Raw genomic sequence first — 20,810 nt, 5'->3', positions numbered from 1 at the left:
TTTGCCAATTTGATGGATGCACCAGCTGACGATTAGACTGCTTGCGTATCCGGTCCGAGCCGCGCACCGAGAAGCTCGACAAGGTAACCGCCATCGCGGAGCCCTTCGGCTTTTCGGATAACGTATCGCAGCTGGTTTCTGAGCGCGCTGCAATCATCGCCCCAGTCTGCGGCGACAGCCTCTTCACCATAGATGACGGCAGCGATTTCACGCTGTTTCATGCCAAGGTCCTGGCAGTCCAGGGCGATCAGACCATTACGTAGAATTTGCGTTGTCTTCGTCCAGAGTGCTTCAGACGTGTCCGGACCCTCTCCATAAAGCTTCATGGCTTCTTTCTGCACTTTGAGCTTCCGCTCATAAGCCTCCATGTCGGAGATCTGGAGTTTCATGCGCACAGGTTCGATGCTGAGAAGCGACATGCCGGTGCATCTTATCTGCACAACGCAGCCCTTGCCGCGTACCAGAAGATATTCGCGAGCGGCACGGTCGGTAATGTGGGTGATATGACAATGTGCAACTGTGCGATCCCAGATATTGCAATTGAGGCCAGGTTTTCTCGGTGTACAGTTGACCTCGACCTGATCAGGAAAGACGTAGTGGCTCCAGACTGCGTTCGCGTCAAACCCGTTTAATTCCGGATCGGGCATGAATAACAGACCCCAACGTTCAGCAAGGGTCTGCGTGACGCGGGGGCGAATAATTCGAATGGTCTGAGGACATGACGTAGGTATCTCAGACACATCATCGGGTGATCGTGCTTCGGCGTCGCGTCTGAATTCCCGGTTGCGTCTCAGAAACTCCCAGGCCCATCGGTCTGGCGACAGCCGAGAGAGATAGTCATAGCGCACAAGTGCACCGTCGGAATTCAAGGTGAATGTCTTCATCAGCACCTCCCCGCATTCGGTATCGAGCAAGAAAAGTGCCAGACTATATTTTAGTGCTGATCACAAGAGTTTGAAAATACTGAATTCATTACAGTCCTCTTATTGAATAATCCAAGCGAAACATCGCTTGCTGAACACGCCTGAAACATGAAATCATGAGCTCTGTTCTGCAGTGATCGCTGCAGAACTGCTTTTGTATTGAGATGCATCTCTACGCAGACTGTTGTCTGCTTTAGCCTCTAACCCAACTCCCGAAAGAGAGGCCCGCCTGCAAAGCTTCAAACACTCGGAACTACCAAGTGACAGGAGCAAGATTCGATGGGCCAGAGCCCGCACCACTCGGAAACAGACGCCCGCCGTAGCACAATGCTGCGCACGGCGTTCTGCCCGGTGGTACGGGAAGCTCTTGAAGCGCCGGACACGATTGAGATCATGGCTAATCCGGATGGTTCAGTCTGGATCGAGACGGCGGGCATTGGTTTAGTTGTTTCCGAGCACACGCTCCCAGCCTCCGACCGCGAGCGGGTCATCCGCCTTGTGGCCTCCGGCGTGAACGAGCCTGCAAACCGCAATTCCCCCATCATCTCTGCCGAACTCCCCGGCAGTGGCGAGCGGTTTGAAGGGCTTCTCCCACCCGTCTCGACGGCCCCATGCTTCTCGATCCGTAAACCCGCGACCACGCCCTTTGAAATTGGCGATTATGTCGATCAGGGCGCACTGGCGCCTGCACTCGCCGAAGCGCTGAAGGACTCTATAAATACCCATGCCAACATTCTGATCGCGGGCGGGACCTCTTCGGGCAAGACGACGTTCATCAACGCACTGCTGGCAGAGCCCGGTCTTGGCGATGATCGCATGGTGATTCTCGAAGACACGCGCGAGCTCAAATGCGCAGCGCTGAATGTGGTGCAACTCAGAACCCATCGCGGCAGCACGAGCCTGCAGGACCTCGTCCGCTCTACCCTGCGGCTACGGCCTGACCGGATAGTGGTTGGTGAAGTCAGAGGGCCTGAAGCGCTCGATCTGCTCAAGGCCTGGAACACGGGCCATCCCGGCGGGATCACGACGCTCCATGCAAATTCTGCATACGGCGCGCTTCAGCGGCTTGAACAGCTCACGCTCGAAGCAACGCCGCGCGCGCCCTTCGATCTCATCGCAGAGGCGATTGATGTCGTCGTGTTCATGAGCCGCGCCGGTGGTCAGCGCCGCGTCGAAGAGGCGCTACGCGTCATCGGCTTCAATGGCGAAGGCTATGACACTGCGCCGCTGGTCTCCCGATCCCTTTCACTCGTCACAGAAGGAACCTCTTTATGATTCTCTATAATCAACTTCGTACCGTGAACCGGACGGTTCAGGTCGCCGCTGCGATCGGCATTGGGCTGCTCCTCGCGGGCCCCGCCCATGCGGCTGGTTCGGGCATGCCCTGGGAAGGCCCGCTGGATCAGATCCTCCAGTCGATTGAAGGACCAGTCGCCCGGATTGTTGCCGTGATCATCATCACCCTGACCGGTCTGACGCTGGCTTTCGGTGAAACCAGCGGCGGCATGCGCAAGCTGATCCAGATCGTCTTCGGCCTGTCGATTGCCTTCGCAGCGACGAGCTTCTTCCTGACCTTCTTCAGCTTTGGCGGCGGAGCGCTGATCTGATGGCTGAGGGCTATGAAATCCCGCTCCATCGCTCGCTGACCGAGCCAATCCTGATGGCGGGTGCGCCGCGCAGCGCCGCTATCGCCATCGGGACACTGGCAGCAGCCCTCGCGCTCGGTCTGAGGCTCTGGATACCGGGGCTCCTCTTGTGGGTGCTTGGCCATTCCGCCGCCGTGTTCATGGCGCGCAGCGATCCGGATTTCATGGCTGTGGCCAGTCGCTCGGTGCATAACAAGGAGCATCTGTCATGCTGAACCTGAAAGAATATGCAGACACGCCTACACTGCTTGCCGATTATCTGCCCTGGGCCTGTATGGTCGCGCCGGGCGTGGTCCTCAACAAGGACGGCTCGTTCCAAACGACGTTCAGATACAGAGGTCCCGACCTCGAAAGCTCGACGGAAGAAGAACTCGTTTCCGTCATGGCGCGGGTGAATAATGTCCTGCGCCGGTTTGGCTCGGGCTGGGCGCTCTTCTTCGAGGCACAGCGCCATGAAGTGCATGACTATCCGGAGGCGGAGTTTCTCGATGCGCTGTCCTGGCTCGTCGATCAGGAACGCGCGCTGCAGGCCGAAGAATCCGGCACAAGGTTTGAGAGTTCCTACTACCTGACACTGCTCTGGCTGCCGCCGGCCGATGCAACAGGCCGCGCCGAGAAGGCGCTGATCCAGCGCGCTGAAACGGAAGACGCCGCGACGTGGCGCCACCGGCTGGAAACCTTCCAGCAGCATGCAGACCGCGTCTTCGATCTGCTTTCCACCTGCCTTGCCGAAATCGCAAAGCTCTCTGATGATGAGACCCTGACCTACCTGCACTCGACCATCTCGACGAAGCGTCACCCGGTCGTCACACCCGAGCTTCCGGTCTTCCTCGACGCCGTTCTTGCCGATGAACCCTTCGCAGGCGGGCTCGAACCCATGATCGGCGAAGCCCACCTACGCACACTGACCATTCTAGGCTTCCCCGCCTCGACACTGCCCGGCATTCTCGACGAGTTGAACCGGCAGGGCTTTGCCTATCGCTGGGCCACGCGGTTCATCTCTATGGACAAGGCCGAGGCCGAAAAAGTTCTCGGCAAGAAGCGTCGCCACTGGTTTGCCAAGCGCAAGTCGATCGGTGCGGTGCTGCGCGAGACCATGTTCAATGAACAGGCGGCGCTCGTTGACAATGACGCCGACAACAAGGCCGGTGATGCCGATGCTGCGCTTCAGGAACTCGGTTCAGACCTTGTCTCCTATGGGTACGTCACCACCACGATCACCGTCGCTGATCCTGACCGGCGCACGGTCGACGAACACATCCGGATCGCTGAGCGTATCGTGAATGGCCGCGGCTTCACCGCGATCAAGGAAACCCTGAACGCGGTCGATGCCTGGCTCGGCTCATTGCCCGGTCACCCTTACGCCAATGTGCGCCAACCCATCCTCCACACGCTGAACCTTGCCCATATGGTCCCGCTCTCAGCGGTCTGGGCGGGCGAAGACACAAATCGCCATTTGCAAGCCCCGGCACTGATCCAGGCACAGACCGATGGCACCACACCGTTCCGGCTGAACCTGCATATTGGCGATGTTGGCCATACGCTCGTGGTCGGCCCGACCGGCGCGGGCAAGTCGGTCCTACTCTCTCTGCTCGCCTTGCAATGGAAGCGCTACGAGAGGGCCCAAGTCTTCATCTTCGACAAGGGACGGTCTGCCCGCGCCGCCACACTCGCCATGGGCGGCGCACATATTGATCTTGGCAGCAGCAATGCCCCAAGCCTGCAGCCGCTCAATGACATAGACAGAGAGACAGGCGCGAGCTTCGCCGCTGACTGGATCGCCGGGCTCTGCACGAATGAAGGCTTGCGCCTAACGCCAGACCTCAAAGCCAGACTATGGGATGCCATCCAGTCTCTCAGCTCAGCGCCTGAATCCGAACGGACGCTGACAGGCCTCAGCCTGATGCTGCAGGACGAGACGCTCAAATCCGCACTGCATCCCTTCACGCTTGAAGGCCCGCATGGCCGCCTGATCGACGCCGACCATGAAAGCCTCACGCTGGCCGATACGGTCTGCTTCGAGATGGAAGAGCTGATGCATGCAAAGGGCGCGGTGGCGCCGGTCATCACCTATCTCTTCCACCGGCTTGAGGCCCGCTTCGATGGCAAGCCAACACTGCTCATACTGGATGAAGCCTGGCTGTTCCTCGATGATCCGATGTTTGCCGCGCGCATCCGCGAATGGTTGAAGACCCTGCGCAAGAAAAACGTCTCTGTCGTCTTTGCCACGCAAAGCCTTGCAGACATTGCCAACTCAAGCATTGCCCCGGCGCTTGTGGAATCCTGCCCGACACGCATCTTCCTCCCGAATGAACGCGCACAGGAGCCGCAATCCAAAGAAACCTATCAGCGCTTCGGCCTCAATGCACGCCAGATCGAGCTGATCAGCCGCGCCACGCCCAAACGCGACTACTACTATCAGTCGCCGCTGGGCGCGCGCGTGTTCGACCTGGGCCTCGGGCCCATTGCACTCTCGATATGCGGCGCATCAGCGCCGGAAGATCAGGCGCTGCTCGACCGCGTGTTCGCAGAAACGACAAGCGATGACTTCGCCGAATGCTGGTTGCACGAAAAGGGCTTGCCCTGGGCAGCCGAGTTTCTGGCCCGCTGGCCCGGCCATGCGCCCGAAGTGTCCGAACCCTTCCCACCCTCTCACGCCATCGCTGCCGAATAGGAACCAAACACATGAAACGTCTTCTTCTATCCGCCGCCCTATGCGCACTTCCAATGAACGTGTTCACAGCGCCACCCGCAGCCGCGCAATTGTTTGGCGGCGGGATCGTCTACGATCCGGCGAACCATACTCAGAACATTCTGACGGCGGTTCGGTCCCTCCAGCAGATCAATCAGCAAATCCAGCAACTCACCCATGAGATCGAGATGCTGGAGAACATGGCGCGCGATCTGGAAACACTCCCCGACAGCATCGCTGATGACATTCTCCGCCGTATGCGTCGTATCGACGAGTTGATGCGCGAGGCTGAAGGCATCGGTTATGGCGTCGAAGAGATCGAACGCGACTATGAAGTGATCTACCCGGAGGATTACGGAACTGAACCGCCAGAGCACCGCGTACTCGTCGAAGAGGCCCGAACAAGATGGCGTCAGTCCCGCACCGCGTATCGCGAAAGCCTCCTGGTCACCGCAGAAGTCGTCTCCTCTGCGCGCGCCGATAGCGAAAGTCTCGACCGCCTAATCGCGGGCAGCCAGTCGGCTGTCGGCAATCTCCAGGTTCTGCAGGCGGGCAACCAGATCGAGGCGCTGCAGACCGAGCAGCTCATGCAGATGGAAGCCATGATGGCCTCGCACTACCGCGCCGAAGCGCTTGAGCGTGCCCGCCAGCTTGCTGAAGCCGAACGTGGCCGCGCCCGCACGCGCGCCTTTCTTGGGTCTCCCGACTAATGGATGTGATCGACACCTTCCTCGCGACCTTCATCGCTTACATCGACAGCGGGTTCGGCCTGCTGGCGGGGGATGTCGCCTATCTGACGACCACGCTGATTGCGATCGACATTACGCTCGCCGGGCTCTTCTGGGCGCTGAGCCAGAACACCGACGTGATCGCCGGTCTCCTGAAGAAGGTGCTCTATGTGGGCTTCTTCGCTTTCATCATCGGCAACTTCTCGCTTCTCGCCAATATCGTGTTCGACAGTTTTGCGCAGCTCGGCGTGACCGCAGGTGGCGGAACGATGACGGCGGCGGATTTGCTCCGTCCAGGGTTTATCGCCGGTGTTGGCTTTGACGCAGCGCAGCCGCTGCTCGCCGAGATCAGCGACATGCTTGGACCCATCAGCTTCTTCCACAACTTCATCATGATCGCAGTGATGTTCATCGCCTGGGCGATCATCATGGTGGCCTTCTTCGTGCTCGCCGTGCAGCTCTTCATCACCATTCTGGAATTCAAACTGACGACGCTTGCCGGTTTTGTGCTTGTGCCCTTCGCGCTCTGGAACAAGTCTGCGTTCCTCGCCGAGCGCGTCCTTGGAAATGTCATCACGTCGGGCATCAAGCTGATGGTCCTCGCCGTCATCATCGGTATCGGCTCGACGCTCTTTTCCTCCGTGACCGATGCGTTCCGCACCGGCGATGATGTGACCCTTGCGCAGGTCATGGGCACGGTGCTGGCCGCCATAGTGTTTTTCTGGATGGGAATCTTTGCGCCTGGCGTGGCGTCAGGCCTCATCACCGGCGCACCGCAGCTCGGCGCGGGTTCAGCCGCAGGCGCGGCTGCCGGTGTTGCGGCAGGCACCTATGTCGCCGGTGCAGGCGGGCGCGCGGCAATTGGCGCAGCAGCGGGCGGCGCTTCAAGCGCCGTCAAAGCTGGCGCCAGTATGGCTGGTGCGGCACGCACCTCATATACGCTCGGCTCTGTTGCGTCTGGTGCGTCCGGCGTCGGCGCTGTGGCAGCAGGTGTCGCGGGCATGGCCCGCGCGGGCGGAGACGCTGTGCGCCGGGCTGCAAGCAGACCCGCTCAATCCATGCGCGAGGCTTACCGGCGTGGCAGTCAGGGCGCATGGCGCGCGACCGGCGGTTCCGGTGGGAGCGATGCCTCCACGTCTTCTTCTTCAAGTTCAAGCCCGGGATGGGAGCGCCGGATGCAGGCCCGCCAGAATGCGAGCCAGGCTGGTCAGATGGCCGCCCACAGCCTGCGCGAGGGTGATCGCGGCTCATCAGGCGCCGCCCCGCAACTCAATGACAAGGACGACTAAGCCATGGTCTTCAAACGATCCTCCACAAGCTATGGGCGGAGCCCATTTCCTGAAACGCCTTATCAGAAGGCTGGCCAGGTCTGGGACGAACGGATGGGCGCTGCCCGCGTGCAGGCCAGGAACTGGCGGCTGATGGCGCTTGGCTGCTTGGGGCTCTGCTTCGTAACCTCTAGCGCGCTCGTCTGGCGTTCAATGCAATCGGCGGTCACGCCTTATGTGGTCGAAGTCGATGAGACAGGCGCGGCCCGCGCTGTGGCGCCAGCGACGGAACGCTACACCCCGACCGACGCTCAGATCGCTCATCACCTGGCAGGATTTATCAAAAATGTGCGCGGGCTTTCCGTTGATCCGGTCGTCGTGCGCGAGAACTGGCTGCGAGCCTATGACTTTGTCACGGACCGGGCGTCCACCACGCTTAATCAGTATGCGCAGGAGAATGACCCTTTTGCCGATGTGGGGCGCAAGTCCCGCACCGTGGATGTGATCAGCGTAGTGCGCGTCTCCGATGACAGCTTCCAGGCCCGCTGGATCGAGAAGACCTATGAAAACGGCGCGCTCATGCAGGTGCAGCGCTTCACCGGCAATTTCAACATCATCACGCAACCGCCGACTGACGCAAAGACCCTCCGCGCCAATCCGCTCGGCCTCTATGTCCATGCCCTCAACTGGGGACAGGACCTCATTACAGGAGAATGATCCCCATGCTACGTAATATCCTCGCCACATCCGCCCTCGCGCTCACCACGGCCTGCGCCACAACTGAACTCGAACCGATAGATGCCGGTGCCTTCGTCGCGGCGATGCCGATCGAAGACGACACCGGCTATCCCGTCGAAATCGTAGAGACTGCCGTGCCTCTTCCCTTGCCCGGACAAATGAGAGCGATCGAAGCTGCGCCGCCGAAGCCTCGGCTGTCGCCCGCGCAGGCAATTCGGGAGGGGCGCACCAGCGCCCTGATCGAACCTTCGGTCGATGGTTATGTGAACGCGATCCAGGTCTATCCCTATACAGAAGGCGCGCTCTACCGGCTCTATGCCAGCCCAGGCCATATCAGCGATGTTGCGCTTCAGCCTGGCGAAGAGCTGGTCTCTGTCTCGGCAGGCGATACAGTCCGCTGGGTGGTGGGCGACACGATCTCCGGATCAGGGAATACCGCCCGCGCTCATATTCTCGTGAAACCGATTTCCTCCGGCATCCGTACCAATCTCATGATCGCCACGGACCGGCGCACCTATCACCTCGAATCAGAAAGTGTGGATGGTGGTTACATGGCCGCGCTGTCCTGGCGCTACCCTGCTGACGAGATGGCAGAACTGACGGCACGGAATGAGCGTGCCGTGGCCCGTCATGCTGGCAGTATTGGAAGAGGCCTCACTTTGGAGGAGCTAAACTTTGACTACCGCCTATCCGGCGACAGCCCAACCTGGAAACCGGTACGGGTCTTCGATGACGGTCGCCAAGTCTTCATCCAGATGCCCGAAAACATCATATCCACAGATATGCCGCCTCTCTTCGTGCTCAGCGAAGACGGCGACGCCGAACTCGTAAACTACCGTGTGCGCAGCAATTATTATGTCGTAGACCGGCTGTTCCGCGCTGCAGAGCTTCGGCTTGGTGAGCGGAACCAAACCGTGGTGCGCATTGCGCGAAATGAGCGCCGTTCACCTCTGGCTGCGATCTTCGGGGGCTGAGGCGATGACCGAGCCTATCCCTTTTGATGAGCATGCCGAACGGCTGAAGATCCGATCCAGCCCGAAACCCGTCACACGGATCAATCGCAAGGTGTTGATGCTCGGCGCAGGTCTCGGCGTGCTCGCCCTGTTTGCTGCGATGAGCATTGCGCTGAAGCCTCCGACCGCTGTCGACCCGGACGCAAGGCGCGAGCTCTACAACACAAAGAACACAAGAACGCCTGAAGGGCTTGGGGCGCTGCCTGCCAGCTATAGCGACATCGCTCCAATTGAGGATCGCATCACCCGTCTCGGTCCGCCGCTTTCAGGCGATCTCGGCGCGACCATGCTCCGCGCCGAACGCGAACTCGGCATTGAGCCGGAATATGTCACGAGAGTGGAAGACGACTTCCGCCCAAACCCGGTCGATGAAGCCGAACGCGCCCGGCGCATGCGCGAAGCGGCGCTTGCCGATGAGGCCGCCCGCGCGCCGGTCTTTTTCCAGCTGCAATCGGAAACAGCCGGACAATCCGTCGCCGACAGCCGTCCTGCCTATCGCGACCCCGCACTTGATCTTGGCTCGGAACTTCTGGCACTCGCGGCCCTGCCTCAAGGCGCACCATCTGCATTCGGCGCGCCAGCAGATACCAATCTTCAAAGCCGCAAGCTCGCCTTTGCGAGCGAAGGCGCGGGCAGCGACATCTACAATCCGAACCAGGTCGAAGACCCAGCCTCGCCTTATCAGGTCATGGCGGGCACGCTGATCCCGGCCTCGCTTGTCACCGGCATCAACTCTGATCTGCCCGGCACGATCGTCGCGCAGGTGACCCAGCCGGTCTATGACACGGTGACCGGCCAATACGTCCTGATCCCGCAAGGCTCACGCCTCATCGGGCGTTACCAGTCCGAAGTCTCGTTCGGTCAGAACCGGGCGCTGGTCACCTGGGACCGGATCATCTTCCCTGACGGGTCGTCGATTGTGATTTCAGCGCCAGGTGCCGACGCGCAGGGCTTTGCTGGCCTGTCTGACCGCACCGATCACCATTGGGACCGTGTGTTTATCGCGGCAGGCCTGGCGACCATTCTCGGGGTTGGCGCTGAACTCGGCGCGGATGGAGACGGCAACATCGAACGCGCCATAAGGCGCGGCACGACCGATACCATCAATCAGGCCGGTCAACGCGTCGTCGACCGCAATCTTGGCATCCAGCCGACCATAAAAGTGCGCCCCGGCTGGCCGGTGCGCGTGGTTGTTACGCGCGACCTCATTCTCAGACCTCACTCACAAGGAGCAAACCCATGACCCTAAGACTTGGTCAGTTACCCGATCGCACACCGGTCCGCATGAACCTTTCGGTTGATCCAGACCTTGCGAGCGCGCTCAGCGATTACGCGGAAATCTACCGACAGACTTATGGCGCAGAGGAAAAACCCGAAGCGCTGATACCGGCCATGCTGGAGAGTTTTCTCAGGCAGGACGCCGGGTTCAAACGGGCGCGTCGCGCTCTTCATGCCAATACAGGAGATTAGACCCATGGCACAGATTGGAACCTTCACTGTCAAGGATGGCGCCTATACCGGCACCATCCGTACCATGACCATCAACGTGAAAGCGCAGCTTGTTCCCAATGCGGACAAGACAAGCGATGGCGCGCCAGACTTCCGTCTCTATGCTGGCGGCGCCGAACTCGGCGCGGCCTGGCGCCAGGAAAGCAAGGATGGCGAAACGCCATACCTGGCGGTGAAACTGGATGACCCAAGCTTTGCGAATCCGATGCGCGCGGCCTTCTTCGAAAATGAAGCAGAAGGCACCGGCGTTATGGTCTGGAACCGCGCAAAAGCCAGTTGAACCGGAAACGAGCGATCCGATGAGTATTTCTCTCAAACAGCTTGAAGAAGGTCGCAGGATTGCTGCCCTCGTGGTGCGCTACTGCGGTGAGAAATACTTTCCGCTCTTCGACCGCTTTGACCGTGAGGTTCAAAGGCGCCGATCGGCGGCTGACCGGATCGAGGCGGCGCTTGGTCACCATGCCCCTGAAATTCAACGGGAAAGGCCTGCACCTTGATTTCTACAGAAATAACTGATATATATTCTTTCGAAAGAAAGGATGCTTCGATGTCACAGACACTTGCCGTAGACGGTCAGGAACGGACACGCGTGATGACCATGGCGGTTGTGCGCGCCGCCGAAAAGCTGGGTCTTTCCGGAAAAGATCTCGCCACGATTCTGGGTGTTTCGGAACCGACCGTGTCTCGGATGAGAAAGGATGAGTTCCGTCTGGAAGAAGGCTCCAAGGCCTTTGAACTTGGCGCGCTGTTCGTTCGCCTGTTTCGCTCGCTTGATGCGATAACAGGCGGCGATGGAACAGTGGCCCATGCCTGGCTACGCAATGATAACGGGGCGCTTGGCGGTCGTCCTCTCGATCAGATCAAGACGATTACAGGACTGACCCATGGCCTTGCCTATCTGGATTCCAGACGCGCTCCGCTCTGAGCAGTCGCCCGCCCGGAAAACCTACTGGCGCTGCGTGGAGGCGCAACATGTCGTCTCCACGCTTCAGCTTGTCGATACGCTGGATGAGCAACGCCTGCTTGAAGACATTCTGGAAGAAACCAAGCCGCCGGTTCCGCCGGAATGCGAAGGCCTGCATTATCTTTACATGACACCGTTTCGCTACGGGCTTTACCCGAACGGTTCGCGCTTTCGACGAGCCGGACCAACGCCCGGCGTCTACTATGTCTCTGAAGAACCAAGGACCGCGATCATCGAAACCGCGTTTCACCTTCTGCTCTTCTATACGGACTCTCCGGGCACGCCCTTTCCAACCCAGCCAAGCGAACACACGGCGTTCGATGTACCCGTCAAAACAAAAACCGCCATCGACCTGACAGCAAAGCCGTTCTCAGACGCCAGCGAACTCTGGATGCACTCGTCAGACTACGAGCCTTGCCAGCAACTCGAAGAGGCTGCGCGCGCAGAAGACATACAGCTCATCCGCTATGCGTCCGTCCGAGACCCAGATCACAAACCGAATGCAGCCATCCTGACCTGTGAAGCCTTCGCAGCACCGGCACCGACACAAAACCAGACCTGGCGCCTATGGTTCAACAGGACCGGGGTTCATGCGATCTGTGAGTTTCGAGGGGAGAAATTCAGTGTTTCGCCAGAGCAATGGGCGAGCGACGGGCGGCTGCAAGATCTTACCTGGACTTAGGCTGGAGCATCCCAATCTCTGAAAAATCCCATAAGCAGCCGAAACGGGCGTGGCTCGAAGTTCCCAAAAGGAGACATAGCGAGATCGCTGTTTAATCCCAAAACCGGCCGTTATCCGTATCGGACCCACGTGCCCAAAACGCGGCGAACCGTCTAGATAGAGTTGAAGCGAATCTTGTACAATGATCGCAAATCGGCCGCTAAAGACCTAAAATCTGAATTCCTTACTTGTTGGCTATTGTAACAATCTGAAACTGTCATGTTCCCCCTTATGATATGACTAGACCGCAAATGCGCTTTAACACTGGTTCCGTCTGGTTCAAATTTGCGATGATCACTGATGGCGATTGAAAACTTTGCGTTCGACCACTTGTATGAGTATGCGCAGCTTCTTTCCTCATTGCGTTGAGGTTTCCAAGATTCGTCTTTAAACGATCCAAGTCGGGGGACCTAGAAAGCTTCAGTTCCAAAGCCCGCAATTTGATTGTCCCAAGAGCAACTGAGAGCAAGGGACGAACGCTAGCAGCGTATGTAAAGCCGTGCGTCCGACCGATTCTATCTTCCAGTATTTCTCTGGAGGCGCTTGTTTTTAGTTTGCCGCGGACGCAAGTTCGCGCAACCTCGTCAAAGGCTTCTTCAATCCATCCGCAGTATTCCAGAACGGCCATCTTTGCGAACAGAACCGGAATCTGTGGATCGCTATTTGCTATGTTCTTGTTATACTCTGCATCAAGATATTTGAGAGTCTTTCGAATTCGACCAGAGCGTATCATTGAACCGAAAATATTTGGACTGCTTTATCAAGGCGAGCTTTAACACGCTCCGTTGCGGCCAATCCCTCTTTCAATGCCTGCACACTAAATAACGGATCTCCTCGCAGCAAGACGTAAGCGGCTCGTACTGTTTCGTCGGAAACATTTTGAATGCGCTCAAAATTGCGTTCAATGCCGACTAGAATAGCCTCTATTGTTGCCTTGCTGATGCGCGGCAAAGGCTCCTCGATCAATACACGTCGATATAGGACATCGAGAACTTCTTGAAACCTGTTGATCAACTGGGCACTACGATCTGAGCTAATATTTCGGTTGTCGGACATGTGGTCGTTCAAGTATTTTGAGAGCGGTCCTTTGTAATTAGTATGGCTATCAAAAAATGAAACAATTCGCAGCACTAACTCCTCATATGCGAAGCGATACTTCTTGTCCTCTTGAATGCCAAATGCTGTTTTGAACAAATCGCTCGCTACAATCGCTTTCAGAGTCTCATTGAAGGTACCACTATAAATACAGTTTCGAATTTCCTGGTTCGTTAGCTTAGAGCCGCCCTTATTTAGGCGATGAAAGATGGTGAACATGTATTCTTGGTGAGATTTCTTTGACATGTCGCACCGAAGTACTGTCACCGGTATAGTTGTATTCTCGACTCTGGAGAAAACGTCGCCGTGCTCACGTTTTACATACTCGACAGTTTTGTTTGAAATCCTATCGTCCACATCTGGCAGCTTTGACATTCTCCAGCCGGGCTCCGACAGGAAGCGAAAAATTGAAGACATCCTTTGAAGCCCATCAACGACCTGACGTTTGTCCGTCTTGTAATCCAAGCTGATGCACATGCTCGGGATTGGAAGCTGCTTCGCCAGAGAATCGACAAATCTGGTTTGCTCAGCGGGTTGCCAAACCACCTCTCTCTGAAAATCCGGCTGTATTTCCAACTGTTTGGCCACGTACATTCGATGAAGATCTGCGCACGACCTTAGTTCGTTGAAGGCTACTATATCTCCCGGAGGAGTCTCATCATTGTCATCCGATGAAGCTAATTCGTCTTCGGCATTTTTAAGTTCTTCGTCAAAGTCCAGTTCCTCGTTCATTGCGACCCCTTTAACTGCGCAGGTGTTCTCACGCTATTGTTATAGGGGATATCTGCGGTTACGGCATGCCAATTTTCTGGGAAAAGTAACTTCTCATCGGAATTTCTCGCGAGCCGAGTATCCTTATGTCCGCAATTGCGCCCAACTGAGCCGCCCATAGCCCTACTATCGTAGGGGCGTTTCTCGCCAATCTCGGACATTGGCGTCAGGTTTGCGAGCGACCGTTATGGGGCGAATTTAGGACGCCCATCACTCATAGCTCTTTGAAGTACCTCGCAACTGGGTAACGCTCGAAGCCCACCGCTTCATAGCTAAGGCGAGCCGGTTCGTGACCACGATCCCCACCCGTTTCAACGAAAGCCATTTTCAGTTTCTTTTCTCGCATCCAATCGAAAGCGAAAGCCATCAAAGCTTTTCCGACACCTTTTTGCTGCGCTGCTGGATCGACGGCGATGATGTAAATCTCACCCATCGAGTCTTCAGGGTGGACGCGCAATCCCAGATATCCGACGATGCGGAATTCGATTTCGGCAACCCAAACATCTGTTTCGGCGTCCGCACAGACCGCCTCGACCTCGCTAATTTGCCGTTTTCTCCAACCCTCAGGATAGAATGAATCATAGACATATTTTGGGATATCTTCCCGCATAAGCGGGAAAACTGGCGCCCAGGCATGTTCTGTGACTTCGAGCACCGATCCCAAGTCTGATTCGATGTATTTTCTGATCTTAGTCATGCACTGCTTATAGACAGCGTCAGCATTCCAGTCATCATCTCGTATTTGTCGTGAGCGTCCAGTTTAGGGCGACTTAAGTCATTGGTTTAAATCGATCAAACGGCAAAGATGGGCCAATTCGCGACTTAGAGATTCCAGTGGCTGGCGTCTTGCTCTACCGAAATTTGCCATTCATTCAAAGGTAGTTTGGCATTTCATATACTGGTTTCTTGTTTAGAACTGCACTCCGGATTCTCCTGCTCAAACAAATCCATCACCTGTGGATCAAACGGATGGGCAATCTTCAACAGCTCATCCCGGCGGTACTCCAAAGACCCGCCATCACCATAAACTGGTCTGGTCGTCTTGTGCCCCATGAGGAGGCATCGCAAGCCGTAATCAATGTTGGCTTCCTGCATGCGTTTTTCAAAAGCATGGCGGAGCGAATAGACCTTGTGATTAGGTGTCTCCAGCAACCCTCGGTTTCGTAGGTTCTTCATCATGTTTGCGGAAACGAGTTCATTGCGGTCATAGTAGTGTGAGAATGCCCTTGGTGCAGCACGTTTGGCCGCTTCGAGCGAAATGCCGACCAATGGAATGTCACGCTCTGACGTGTCGGTTTTGACTTCGCGATCGGTACGCGCACGAATGGCGATGTAAGGAACAGGGCCATCCATATGGAAGTCTTCGATCCGCAAATTTATGATCTCGCTCGGACGGCATCCCGTTTCGATCAGCATAAGAAGGATCAGTTGCAGTTCAGGGTTCCACCGGCGTGTCGCTCCTGGCACAAGGATTTTCTTGCAAACCCAGTCGGACGAGAATGGCGGCACTTCGGTGCGCGCCTTGGCCTTGAAATGCATGTTCCGGAACGGGTTGGGCCGCTCCTCTTCTCCGATATGCTTGAAATAATCGGTGTAGAGAGAACGGATATTGCCGATGTGCCGGTTGGCCGTATTAGGAGCCATTGGCTTGGTCTTGCTATCCTTCGGTTTGACCTGCTTCGCCCAATGCTTCTGATACTTAAGTGCCAGCTCTCGGGTAATGTCTTCGAGTGCAATATCTCCTGCAAAATCGATGAAGTACTGGATGGAGGTGCGTTTGGTCTTCTCCCATGACGCACGCTGGTTCGGTGATTTGTAGAGCTGGGCGTTGTAAGCGATCTCAGACAGATAGATTTCGAAGGCTTCGGTAACTGTTATCGTGGGTTTTGTCGCCCCGCCGAGCAGGGCTTCGGCATCTCGCTCTTTCGGTATTTCAGCAGGCCCAGCTTGTGTCTGCACAGCCAGCAATCTCGCGAGGGTCTCTTCGATTGGTGCTTCAGTCGCCAGGTGGTCGATCGGCTGATAAATGAACCCGCTTGCCAGCGCCTTCACCGTCGCCATCTTGTATCGGCGACGCACAGCTTCGGACACTTCGCGATTGGTTGAAGGCCTGGCCTCATCGGCGATCTGGAGCGACGCCCAGTAGTGATCGTCGGCTTCGGCCAGGAGATCACGTTTGTGACGCGCCTGTTCGATGGATGTTGTGCCAAGCGATTCCTTGATGCGCTTGCGCGTATCGAGGTGTGCGAACTTTCTCGGGACCCGGCGATTGTACCACCAGACCCGGCCTCTTTGCTCGAGGTAGGAATTGTCTTCGACGCGCTTCATCACGCCGACCATTGGTCCACAATTTGGTCCCAATTTGGTCCACAATTTCCGGCCAATTTAGACAAAGAAATCCAAACGGAACCGATAATTCCGTTTGATTTCAATGACTTGCGCGATTGCCATTTCGGGCGAAATGGCGCGAGTGACGGGGCTCGAACCCGCGACCTCCGGCGTGACAGGCCGGCACTCTAACCAGCTGAGCTACACCCGCGCATTTGCCGTTTCCAGCGAGAAGCGTTTCCTAGGGCCGTGCCGAGGATAAATCAAGCACAAAGACAGGCGGCCCTGTGGATTTTTTACAGGTATCTGAAACGCTTCTGCTCCAGATACCTATACTGATCCGATCAGGCGTTATCGGGGCCAATACGGATGACGACCTTGCCTGTATTGTCACCAGTGAACAGGCCCGCAAAAGCCTCTGGCGCGGCATCAAGTCCCTCATAAACAGTCTCGCGGAACTTGACCTTGCCGCCGGCGACCCACGGGCCCATCTCGGCAAAGAATTGCGGCATCATGTTCATGTAATTCGAGACAATGAAGCCCTTCACCAGAACACCGCGACCGATCAGGTTGGTGAGATTGGAAGGGCCCGGTTCAGGTGTCGTGTTATTATATTGCGAGATCATGCCGCACAGGGCGATTCGTCCGGCAAATCCGATATTGTTGATCAACGCTTCGAGCTGGAACCCGCCCACATTTTCGAAATAGGTATCAATACCTTTGGGGGCGTGTTCGGCCAGAAACTTGCTCAACTTTGCTGAAGACCCGTCAAAGTCCTTGTAATTATAGGCAACATCGACACCCAGTTCTGACGTGATCCAGTCACATTTTTCCTTGCTGCCTGCCGAGCCGATCACCTTGCAGCCTTTCAGCTTGCCGATCTGACAGACGATCGAGCCAACGGCGCCTGCCGCCCCTGTAACCATCATCGTCTCTCCCTCGTTCGGCTCCATGATTTGTGTCACACCAGCCCAGGCTGTCATGCCAGGCATCCCCAGAACACCTAGATAGGCTGAGAGCGGGGCCAAATTCGGATCAACTTTTGTATAGGCTTCCGCTGGCCCGGTGTAATATTCACGCCAGCCGCCATTAAAGCCGACAACATAATCCCCCTCTGCAAACCCGTCCGCTTTGGACTTTACGACCTGACCGACAGCACCACCATCCAGTGGCTCTCCCAGTTGAAATGGCGGGATATAGCTTTTCACATCCGGTCGCATTCTGCCCCGCATGTAGGGATCAACTGTCATCCAGACGATCCGTATCAGGACCTCTCCCTCCCCCGGTTCACGAACATCAACCTCCTTGATTTCGTAAAGGTCGGCAGTAGGTGCCCCTTTGGGATATTCTTTCAGGTGGATTTCACGGGATTTAAGACCAGTCATCGGCGTCTCCTCTTAAAATCATTTATAGGGCAGAATAACAGTCGTCGGCGGCACAGCAAGCAGCAGACGCAGCGCTGAAGGCCGTTGATCAGTTATTTCTGTTCCAGCGTTTTTCTGTCGGTGTCAGCGGGTGAACCACCCTTGTCTTTGCTGCCATCGCGCAACTCGCTGAGCGCAATCAGGGTCAGAGTCGGCACAAAGCCGTCTACCTGATCTGACAGATCGGCAACCTCCCACAAGGAGAACAATCCCTTCCAGCCGAACATGGCAAAGGCGATCAGTACCATAACCATATCCATGGCCGTACCAAAGCCCAGAATACGCCCAACGGTGAAGTCGGCAATATCAAGAATGATGGCAGCAACCAGCTTGGCATGAACAGGCTTCATGGCTCAATCTTCCTTTTGCGTCAGGAACTGTCTCACATCCTTTATGAAAGCGTCAAACTGGTCGTGATGGTGCCAGTGCCCGGCATCGGGGTAATTGACCAATCTGGCGTTGGAAAAAGACGTCATCCGCCCGTCAGCCTCCGGGTCAGAGGCCCAGCTGTCTTCGCCCCGCATCAACAGAACAGGACAGGTGATGCTCTCGTAAAGGCGCCCGTATTCTTCCGGGGACGTCAACTTGGGCGGCGGGAAGAAACCAAATCTTGGGTCATGCTTCCAGCCCCAGCCATCAGGATACAATCTTGCAGCATGAAGGGCGAGGTGCCGTGACTGATCAGGGCGCAGGTTTTTGTGCACGGTAGCCATGCGGGCAACCATTTCCTCCGGCTCCTTGAACCGCCATCGCTGTTTTCTTTCACCAGCAACCCGGCGCTCTATCCAGTCGCGCAGCCGTTTCGCAGGCGCCTTTTCCATAAAATCATCATACATTTTCTGAGATGATCCAAGGCCTTCCATGGCAATAAGCCGGCTGACCCGTTCCGGAAAGGCAGCCGCGTAATGCAGCACAATGTTCCCGCCCATGGAGTGTCCGATCAATGGCAAGGGCTGCGTGAAGCCCTCGGCGGCCAGATGATCCATGAAGAAGGCAAAATCAGATACGAAGAGTTCTGTTGAATAGCCGCCGCCAGCTGAGCGTCCACTGTCTCCGTGGCCACGCATGTCCGGCGTAACAAGACAAAAGTCATCGATCAGGTGAGCGACGGTCCAGTCCCAGTTTCGACAGTGGTCCTTGCCGCCATGCACCAGCACAATGGGTGGCTTGGCCCTGTCCCCCCAGACAAGATAATGCAGTTCTATATCACCGATTACACAGGTGCGGCGATCCGGCTCTGCCTCAACGACACGCGGAATGTCCATTTCTTCTGCAGCGTAAATTCTGCTTGGTCGAACAATGCTCATGCGCGGTGGAATGCCAGATAACGCCAGCGCTGTCTTGCTTCTGGTGCAGTTTTTTGTGTGTAAAACTTCCTTTTTGGCTATGGCCAGGCCCAGATCGATGTCACGGAAATATCACGAACGCCAAAAACTGCTTGCCAAACGCAGCACTGGTTTGACTCTGGACCAGAACTTGCCTATTGCGCTGCACAACGAGGTGAAGCTTCCTGACCAAGGTACAGTTTCCGGCCCGGATCCATTCTGGTGCCTTTAGGTAATCACTCCATATAATGATCTGGCGTAGCACTTGCATTCGCCAGAACAGGTACACTCTATGAATAATCAGCAGACGCAACAGGCACGTATTTCATGAAGTTTGAAGATCTTGGTCTTGATGAAAAAATCCTCAAAGCCTTGACTGAGGCGGGATACGACACGCCGACACCCATTCAGGCAGAAGCGATTCCCGAAGCGTTAAAAGGCCGGGACGTTCTTGGCATTGCGCAGACCGGGACAGGCAAAACCGCCAGTTTCACCATTCCTCTGATCCATCGCCTGGCACAAGGGCGTGCGAAAGCCCGTATGCCCAGATCTGTTGTGCTGGCGCCAACGCGCGAACTCGCAGCACAGGTCTCAGAGAGCTTTGAGGCCTATGGCAAATATCACAAGCTGACCATGGCCCTGCTGATCGGCGGCGTGTCTTTCGCTGATCAGGATGCTAAGCTTGCGCGTGGTGTTGATGTCCTGATCGCAACACCGGGCCGCCTGATTGATCATTTTGAACGCGGCAAACTCCTTTTGTCCGGTGTTCAGGTCATGGTTGTAGATGAAGCAGACAGAATGCTCGACATGGGGTTCATCCCGGACATTGAAAAAATATTCAATCTGACGCCTTTCACGAGACAGACACTGTTTTTCTCGGCGACAATGCCGCCGGAAATCCAGCGCATCACGGATCAGTTCCTGTCAGCCCCTGCCCGTGTTGAAGTGGCGAAGCAATCCACCACAGCTGAAAACATCACTCAGCGCGTTGTTCATCTGCCGTCCGGTAATGACAGCCTGAAACGAGCTACCTTGCGCAAGCTGATCAATGATACAGATGTGAAGAACGGCATCATCTTCTGTAACCGTAAGAAGAATGTCGATATTGTCGCCACCTCCTTGCAGAAGCACAAACTGGATGCACGACCTATCCACGGTGACCTGCCGCAGGCATATCGGACGGAAACCCTGCAGAAATTCCGTGACGGGGAAATCAGACTGCTGATCGCTTCTGACGTGGCAGCACGCGGTCTCGATATCCCTGACGTTTCCCATGTTTTCAATTTTGACGTGCCAGTGAACGCGGAAGATTATGTGCACCGCATTGGGCGCACTGGACGGGCCGGGCGCTCAGGACATGCCTATATGCTTGTCTGCCCTTCCGACGACAAGGCCTTTGCTGCTGTGCTCAAAACCACAGGCCTCGAAAAGATTGAGGCCGTGGAAATGGGCGACTTCTTTGAAGGCGAGCAGGCAGGCGGCGGCAAAAGCCGCAATACACGCCCCTCACGCAAAGACAGCGCCGAGAAAAAGCGTGATGACCAGCCCCCCGCGAAGGAAAGCCGTAGCCGACCTCGCCGGGAAAAAGATGAGCCTGTTGTGGGTCTCGGCGATCACGTGCCAGCCTTTCTTCTGCGAGACGCTTCCTGAGCGCAGAAGGATGTT

22 protein-coding genes and 1 tRNA gene are annotated in these 20,810 nt (G+C 56.5%); 15 read left to right on the top strand and 8 right to left on the bottom strand.

Annotation, left to right across the window (positions count from 1 at the left end):
- Nucleotides 1–32: 32 nt before the first annotated feature.
- On the bottom strand, nucleotides 33–884 hold the full coding sequence (locus RAL90_RS05380; protein WP_306253496.1) for a DNA -binding domain-containing protein: 852 nt from the start codon (nucleotides 882–884) through the stop codon (nucleotides 33–35).
- 318 nt (nucleotides 885–1,202) lie between these two features.
- On the opposite strand from RAL90_RS05380, the gene trbB reads away from it, so the two are divergent.
- From trbB to RAL90_RS05310, 14 genes are read left to right on the top strand one after another with little or no spacing between them, the layout of a single operon-like run.
- The gene (trbB, locus tag RAL90_RS05375; protein WP_306253495.1) at nucleotides 1,203–2,198 is read left to right on the top strand and encodes a P-type conjugative transfer ATPase TrbB; all 996 of its coding nucleotides are present in this window, start codon (nucleotides 1,203–1,205) and stop codon (nucleotides 2,196–2,198) included.
- Complete coding sequence (locus RAL90_RS05370; RefSeq protein ID WP_306253494.1) at nucleotides 2,195–2,530, top strand: TrbC/VirB2 family protein; 336 nt, start codon at nucleotides 2,195–2,197, stop codon at nucleotides 2,528–2,530. The genes trbB and RAL90_RS05370 overlap by 4 nt, the downstream gene beginning before the upstream one ends.
- On the top strand, nucleotides 2,530–2,784 hold the full coding sequence (locus RAL90_RS05365; protein WP_306253493.1) for a VirB3 family type IV secretion system protein: 255 nt from the start codon (nucleotides 2,530–2,532) through the stop codon (nucleotides 2,782–2,784). Before RAL90_RS05370 ends, RAL90_RS05365 begins: the two co-directional genes overlap by 1 nt.
- Nucleotides 2,778–5,243 (top strand): conjugal transfer protein TrbE, encoded by a 2,466-nt coding sequence (gene trbE / locus RAL90_RS05360; RefSeq protein WP_306253492.1) that lies wholly within the window; start codon nucleotides 2,778–2,780, stop codon nucleotides 5,241–5,243. Before RAL90_RS05365 ends, trbE begins: the two co-directional genes overlap by 7 nt.
- A gap of 11 nt (nucleotides 5,244–5,254) precedes the next feature.
- Nucleotides 5,255–5,971 carry a P-type conjugative transfer protein TrbJ gene (trbJ, locus tag RAL90_RS05355; RefSeq protein WP_306253491.1) on the top strand — a complete coding sequence of 239 codons (717 nt, stop codon included), beginning with the start codon at nucleotides 5,255–5,257 and terminating at the stop codon, nucleotides 5,969–5,971.
- On the top strand, nucleotides 5,971–7,278 hold the full coding sequence (gene trbL / locus RAL90_RS05350; protein WP_306253490.1) for a P-type conjugative transfer protein TrbL: 1,308 nt from the start codon (nucleotides 5,971–5,973) through the stop codon (nucleotides 7,276–7,278). Before trbJ ends, trbL begins: the two co-directional genes overlap by 1 nt.
- Before the next feature lie 3 nt (nucleotides 7,279–7,281).
- Nucleotides 7,282–7,974, top strand: a complete 693-nt coding sequence (gene trbF / locus RAL90_RS05345; RefSeq protein ID WP_306253489.1) for a conjugal transfer protein TrbF — start codon at nucleotides 7,282–7,284, stop codon at nucleotides 7,972–7,974.
- Nucleotides 7,975–7,979: 5 nt separating this feature from the next.
- Nucleotides 7,980–8,969 carry a P-type conjugative transfer protein TrbG gene (gene trbG, locus RAL90_RS05340; protein WP_306253488.1) on the top strand — a complete coding sequence of 330 codons (990 nt, stop codon included), beginning with the start codon at nucleotides 7,980–7,982 and terminating at the stop codon, nucleotides 8,967–8,969.
- A 4-nt stretch (nucleotides 8,970–8,973) separates the two neighbouring features.
- On the top strand, nucleotides 8,974–10,251 hold the full coding sequence (locus tag RAL90_RS05335) for a TrbI/VirB10 family protein (protein ID WP_306253487.1): 1,278 nt from the start codon (nucleotides 8,974–8,976) through the stop codon (nucleotides 10,249–10,251).
- Entirely contained in the window at nucleotides 10,248–10,478 is a 231-nt protein-coding gene (locus RAL90_RS05330) for a DUF2274 domain-containing protein (RefSeq protein WP_306253486.1), read from the top strand. The genes RAL90_RS05335 and RAL90_RS05330 overlap by 4 nt, the downstream gene beginning before the upstream one ends.
- A 4-nt stretch (nucleotides 10,479–10,482) precedes the next feature.
- Nucleotides 10,483–10,797 carry a DUF736 domain-containing protein gene (locus RAL90_RS05325; RefSeq protein WP_306253485.1) on the top strand — a complete coding sequence of 105 codons (315 nt, stop codon included), beginning with the start codon at nucleotides 10,483–10,485 and terminating at the stop codon, nucleotides 10,795–10,797.
- A gap of 19 nt (nucleotides 10,798–10,816) precedes the next feature.
- Nucleotides 10,817–11,014, top strand: coding sequence for a hypothetical protein (locus RAL90_RS05320; protein ID WP_306253484.1), 198 nt, complete (start codon nucleotides 10,817–10,819; stop codon nucleotides 11,012–11,014).
- 50 nt (nucleotides 11,015–11,064) lie between these two features.
- Nucleotides 11,065–11,442, top strand: coding sequence for an antitoxin Xre/MbcA/ParS toxin-binding domain-containing protein (locus tag RAL90_RS05315; protein ID WP_306253483.1), 378 nt, complete (start codon nucleotides 11,065–11,067; stop codon nucleotides 11,440–11,442).
- On the top strand, nucleotides 11,402–12,163 hold the full coding sequence (locus RAL90_RS05310) for an RES family NAD+ phosphorylase (protein WP_306253482.1): 762 nt from the start codon (nucleotides 11,402–11,404) through the stop codon (nucleotides 12,161–12,163). Before RAL90_RS05315 ends, RAL90_RS05310 begins: the two co-directional genes overlap by 41 nt.
- A gap of 768 nt (nucleotides 12,164–12,931) precedes the next feature.
- Here the strand turns inward: RAL90_RS05310 and RAL90_RS05305 are convergent.
- The 7 genes from RAL90_RS05305 to RAL90_RS05275 all read right to left on the bottom strand — a co-directional run bounded on the left by RAL90_RS05305 (nucleotide 12,932) and on the right by RAL90_RS05275 (nucleotide 19,127).
- Entirely contained in the window at nucleotides 12,932–14,029 is a 1,098-nt protein-coding gene (locus RAL90_RS05305; protein ID WP_306253481.1) for a DUF262 domain-containing protein, read from the bottom strand.
- Nucleotides 14,030–14,282: 253 nt separating this feature from the next.
- Nucleotides 14,283–14,765: a GNAT family N-acetyltransferase gene (locus tag RAL90_RS05300; protein WP_306253480.1), complete on the bottom strand. Its 483-nt coding sequence runs from the start codon at nucleotides 14,763–14,765 to the stop codon at nucleotides 14,283–14,285.
- 194 nt (nucleotides 14,766–14,959) lie between these two features.
- Entirely contained in the window at nucleotides 14,960–16,396 is a 1,437-nt protein-coding gene (locus RAL90_RS05295) for a DUF6538 domain-containing protein (RefSeq protein ID WP_306253479.1), read from the bottom strand.
- A gap of 134 nt (nucleotides 16,397–16,530) precedes the next feature.
- Nucleotides 16,531–16,607 (bottom strand) — tRNA-Asp (locus RAL90_RS05290).
- A 133-nt stretch (nucleotides 16,608–16,740) separates the two neighbouring features.
- Nucleotides 16,741–17,781, bottom strand: coding sequence for an NADP-dependent oxidoreductase (locus RAL90_RS05285; RefSeq protein WP_306253478.1), 1,041 nt, complete (start codon nucleotides 17,779–17,781; stop codon nucleotides 16,741–16,743).
- 92 nt (nucleotides 17,782–17,873) lie between these two features.
- Entirely contained in the window at nucleotides 17,874–18,170 is a 297-nt protein-coding gene (locus tag RAL90_RS05280) for a hypothetical protein (RefSeq protein WP_306253477.1), read from the bottom strand.
- 3 nt (nucleotides 18,171–18,173) lie between these two features.
- Nucleotides 18,174–19,127: an alpha/beta fold hydrolase gene (locus tag RAL90_RS05275; RefSeq protein WP_306253476.1), complete on the bottom strand. Its 954-nt coding sequence runs from the start codon at nucleotides 19,125–19,127 to the stop codon at nucleotides 18,174–18,176.
- A gap of 345 nt (nucleotides 19,128–19,472) precedes the next feature.
- On the opposite strand from RAL90_RS05275, the gene RAL90_RS05270 reads away from it, so the two are divergent.
- A complete protein-coding gene (locus RAL90_RS05270) occupies nucleotides 19,473–20,795 on the top strand; it encodes a DEAD/DEAH box helicase (protein ID WP_306253475.1) in 1,323 nt (440 codons plus the stop codon).
- Nucleotides 20,796–20,810 lie beyond the last annotated feature (15 nt).

The sequence above is a fragment of the Parvularcula sp. IMCC14364 genome, assembly GCF_030758415.1.
Classification (GTDB): Bacteria; Pseudomonadota; Alphaproteobacteria; order Caulobacterales; family Parvularculaceae; genus Aquisalinus.
This window is presented reverse-complemented; position numbering and strand designations above follow the sequence as displayed.

What these genes read in the sequence shown, in the direction of transcription:
- RAL90_RS05380 (WP_306253496.1), bottom strand. Translation starts at nt 884, where the DNA reads ATGAAGACATTCACCTTGAATTCCGACGGTGCACTTGTGCGCTATGAC.
- trbB (WP_306253495.1), top strand. Translation starts at nt 1,203, where the DNA reads ATGGGCCAGAGCCCGCACCACTCGGAAACAGACGCCCGCCGTAGCACA.
- RAL90_RS05370 (WP_306253494.1), top strand. Translation starts at nt 2,195, where the DNA reads ATGATTCTCTATAATCAACTTCGTACCGTGAACCGGACGGTTCAGGTC.
- RAL90_RS05365 (WP_306253493.1), top strand. Translation starts at nt 2,530, where the DNA reads ATGGCTGAGGGCTATGAAATCCCGCTCCATCGCTCGCTGACCGAGCCA.
- trbE (WP_306253492.1), top strand. Translation starts at nt 2,778, where the DNA reads ATGCTGAACCTGAAAGAATATGCAGACACGCCTACACTGCTTGCCGAT.
- trbJ (WP_306253491.1), top strand. Translation starts at nt 5,255, where the DNA reads ATGAAACGTCTTCTTCTATCCGCCGCCCTATGCGCACTTCCAATGAAC.
- trbL (WP_306253490.1), top strand. Translation starts at nt 5,971, where the DNA reads ATGGATGTGATCGACACCTTCCTCGCGACCTTCATCGCTTACATCGAC.
- trbF (WP_306253489.1), top strand. Translation starts at nt 7,282, where the DNA reads ATGGTCTTCAAACGATCCTCCACAAGCTATGGGCGGAGCCCATTTCCT.
- trbG (WP_306253488.1), top strand. Translation starts at nt 7,980, where the DNA reads ATGCTACGTAATATCCTCGCCACATCCGCCCTCGCGCTCACCACGGCC.
- RAL90_RS05335 (WP_306253487.1), top strand. Translation starts at nt 8,974, where the DNA reads ATGACCGAGCCTATCCCTTTTGATGAGCATGCCGAACGGCTGAAGATC.
- RAL90_RS05330 (WP_306253486.1), top strand. Translation starts at nt 10,248, where the DNA reads ATGACCCTAAGACTTGGTCAGTTACCCGATCGCACACCGGTCCGCATG.
- RAL90_RS05325 (WP_306253485.1), top strand. Translation starts at nt 10,483, where the DNA reads ATGGCACAGATTGGAACCTTCACTGTCAAGGATGGCGCCTATACCGGC.
- RAL90_RS05320 (WP_306253484.1), top strand. Translation starts at nt 10,817, where the DNA reads ATGAGTATTTCTCTCAAACAGCTTGAAGAAGGTCGCAGGATTGCTGCC.
- RAL90_RS05315 (WP_306253483.1), top strand. Translation starts at nt 11,065, where the DNA reads ATGTCACAGACACTTGCCGTAGACGGTCAGGAACGGACACGCGTGATG.
- RAL90_RS05310 (WP_306253482.1), top strand. Translation starts at nt 11,402, where the DNA reads ATGGCCTTGCCTATCTGGATTCCAGACGCGCTCCGCTCTGAGCAGTCG.
- RAL90_RS05305 (WP_306253481.1), bottom strand. Translation starts at nt 14,029, where the DNA reads ATGAACGAGGAACTGGACTTTGACGAAGAACTTAAAAATGCCGAAGAC.
- RAL90_RS05300 (WP_306253480.1), bottom strand. Translation starts at nt 14,765, where the DNA reads ATGACTAAGATCAGAAAATACATCGAATCAGACTTGGGATCGGTGCTC.
- RAL90_RS05295 (WP_306253479.1), bottom strand. Translation starts at nt 16,396, where the DNA reads ATGAAGCGCGTCGAAGACAATTCCTACCTCGAGCAAAGAGGCCGGGTC.
- RAL90_RS05285 (WP_306253478.1), bottom strand. Translation starts at nt 17,781, where the DNA reads ATGACTGGTCTTAAATCCCGTGAAATCCACCTGAAAGAATATCCCAAA.
- RAL90_RS05280 (WP_306253477.1), bottom strand. Translation starts at nt 18,170, where the DNA reads ATGAAGCCTGTTCATGCCAAGCTGGTTGCTGCCATCATTCTTGATATT.
- RAL90_RS05275 (WP_306253476.1), bottom strand. Translation starts at nt 19,127, where the DNA reads ATGAGCATTGTTCGACCAAGCAGAATTTACGCTGCAGAAGAAATGGAC.
- RAL90_RS05270 (WP_306253475.1), top strand. Translation starts at nt 19,473, where the DNA reads ATGAAGTTTGAAGATCTTGGTCTTGATGAAAAAATCCTCAAAGCCTTG.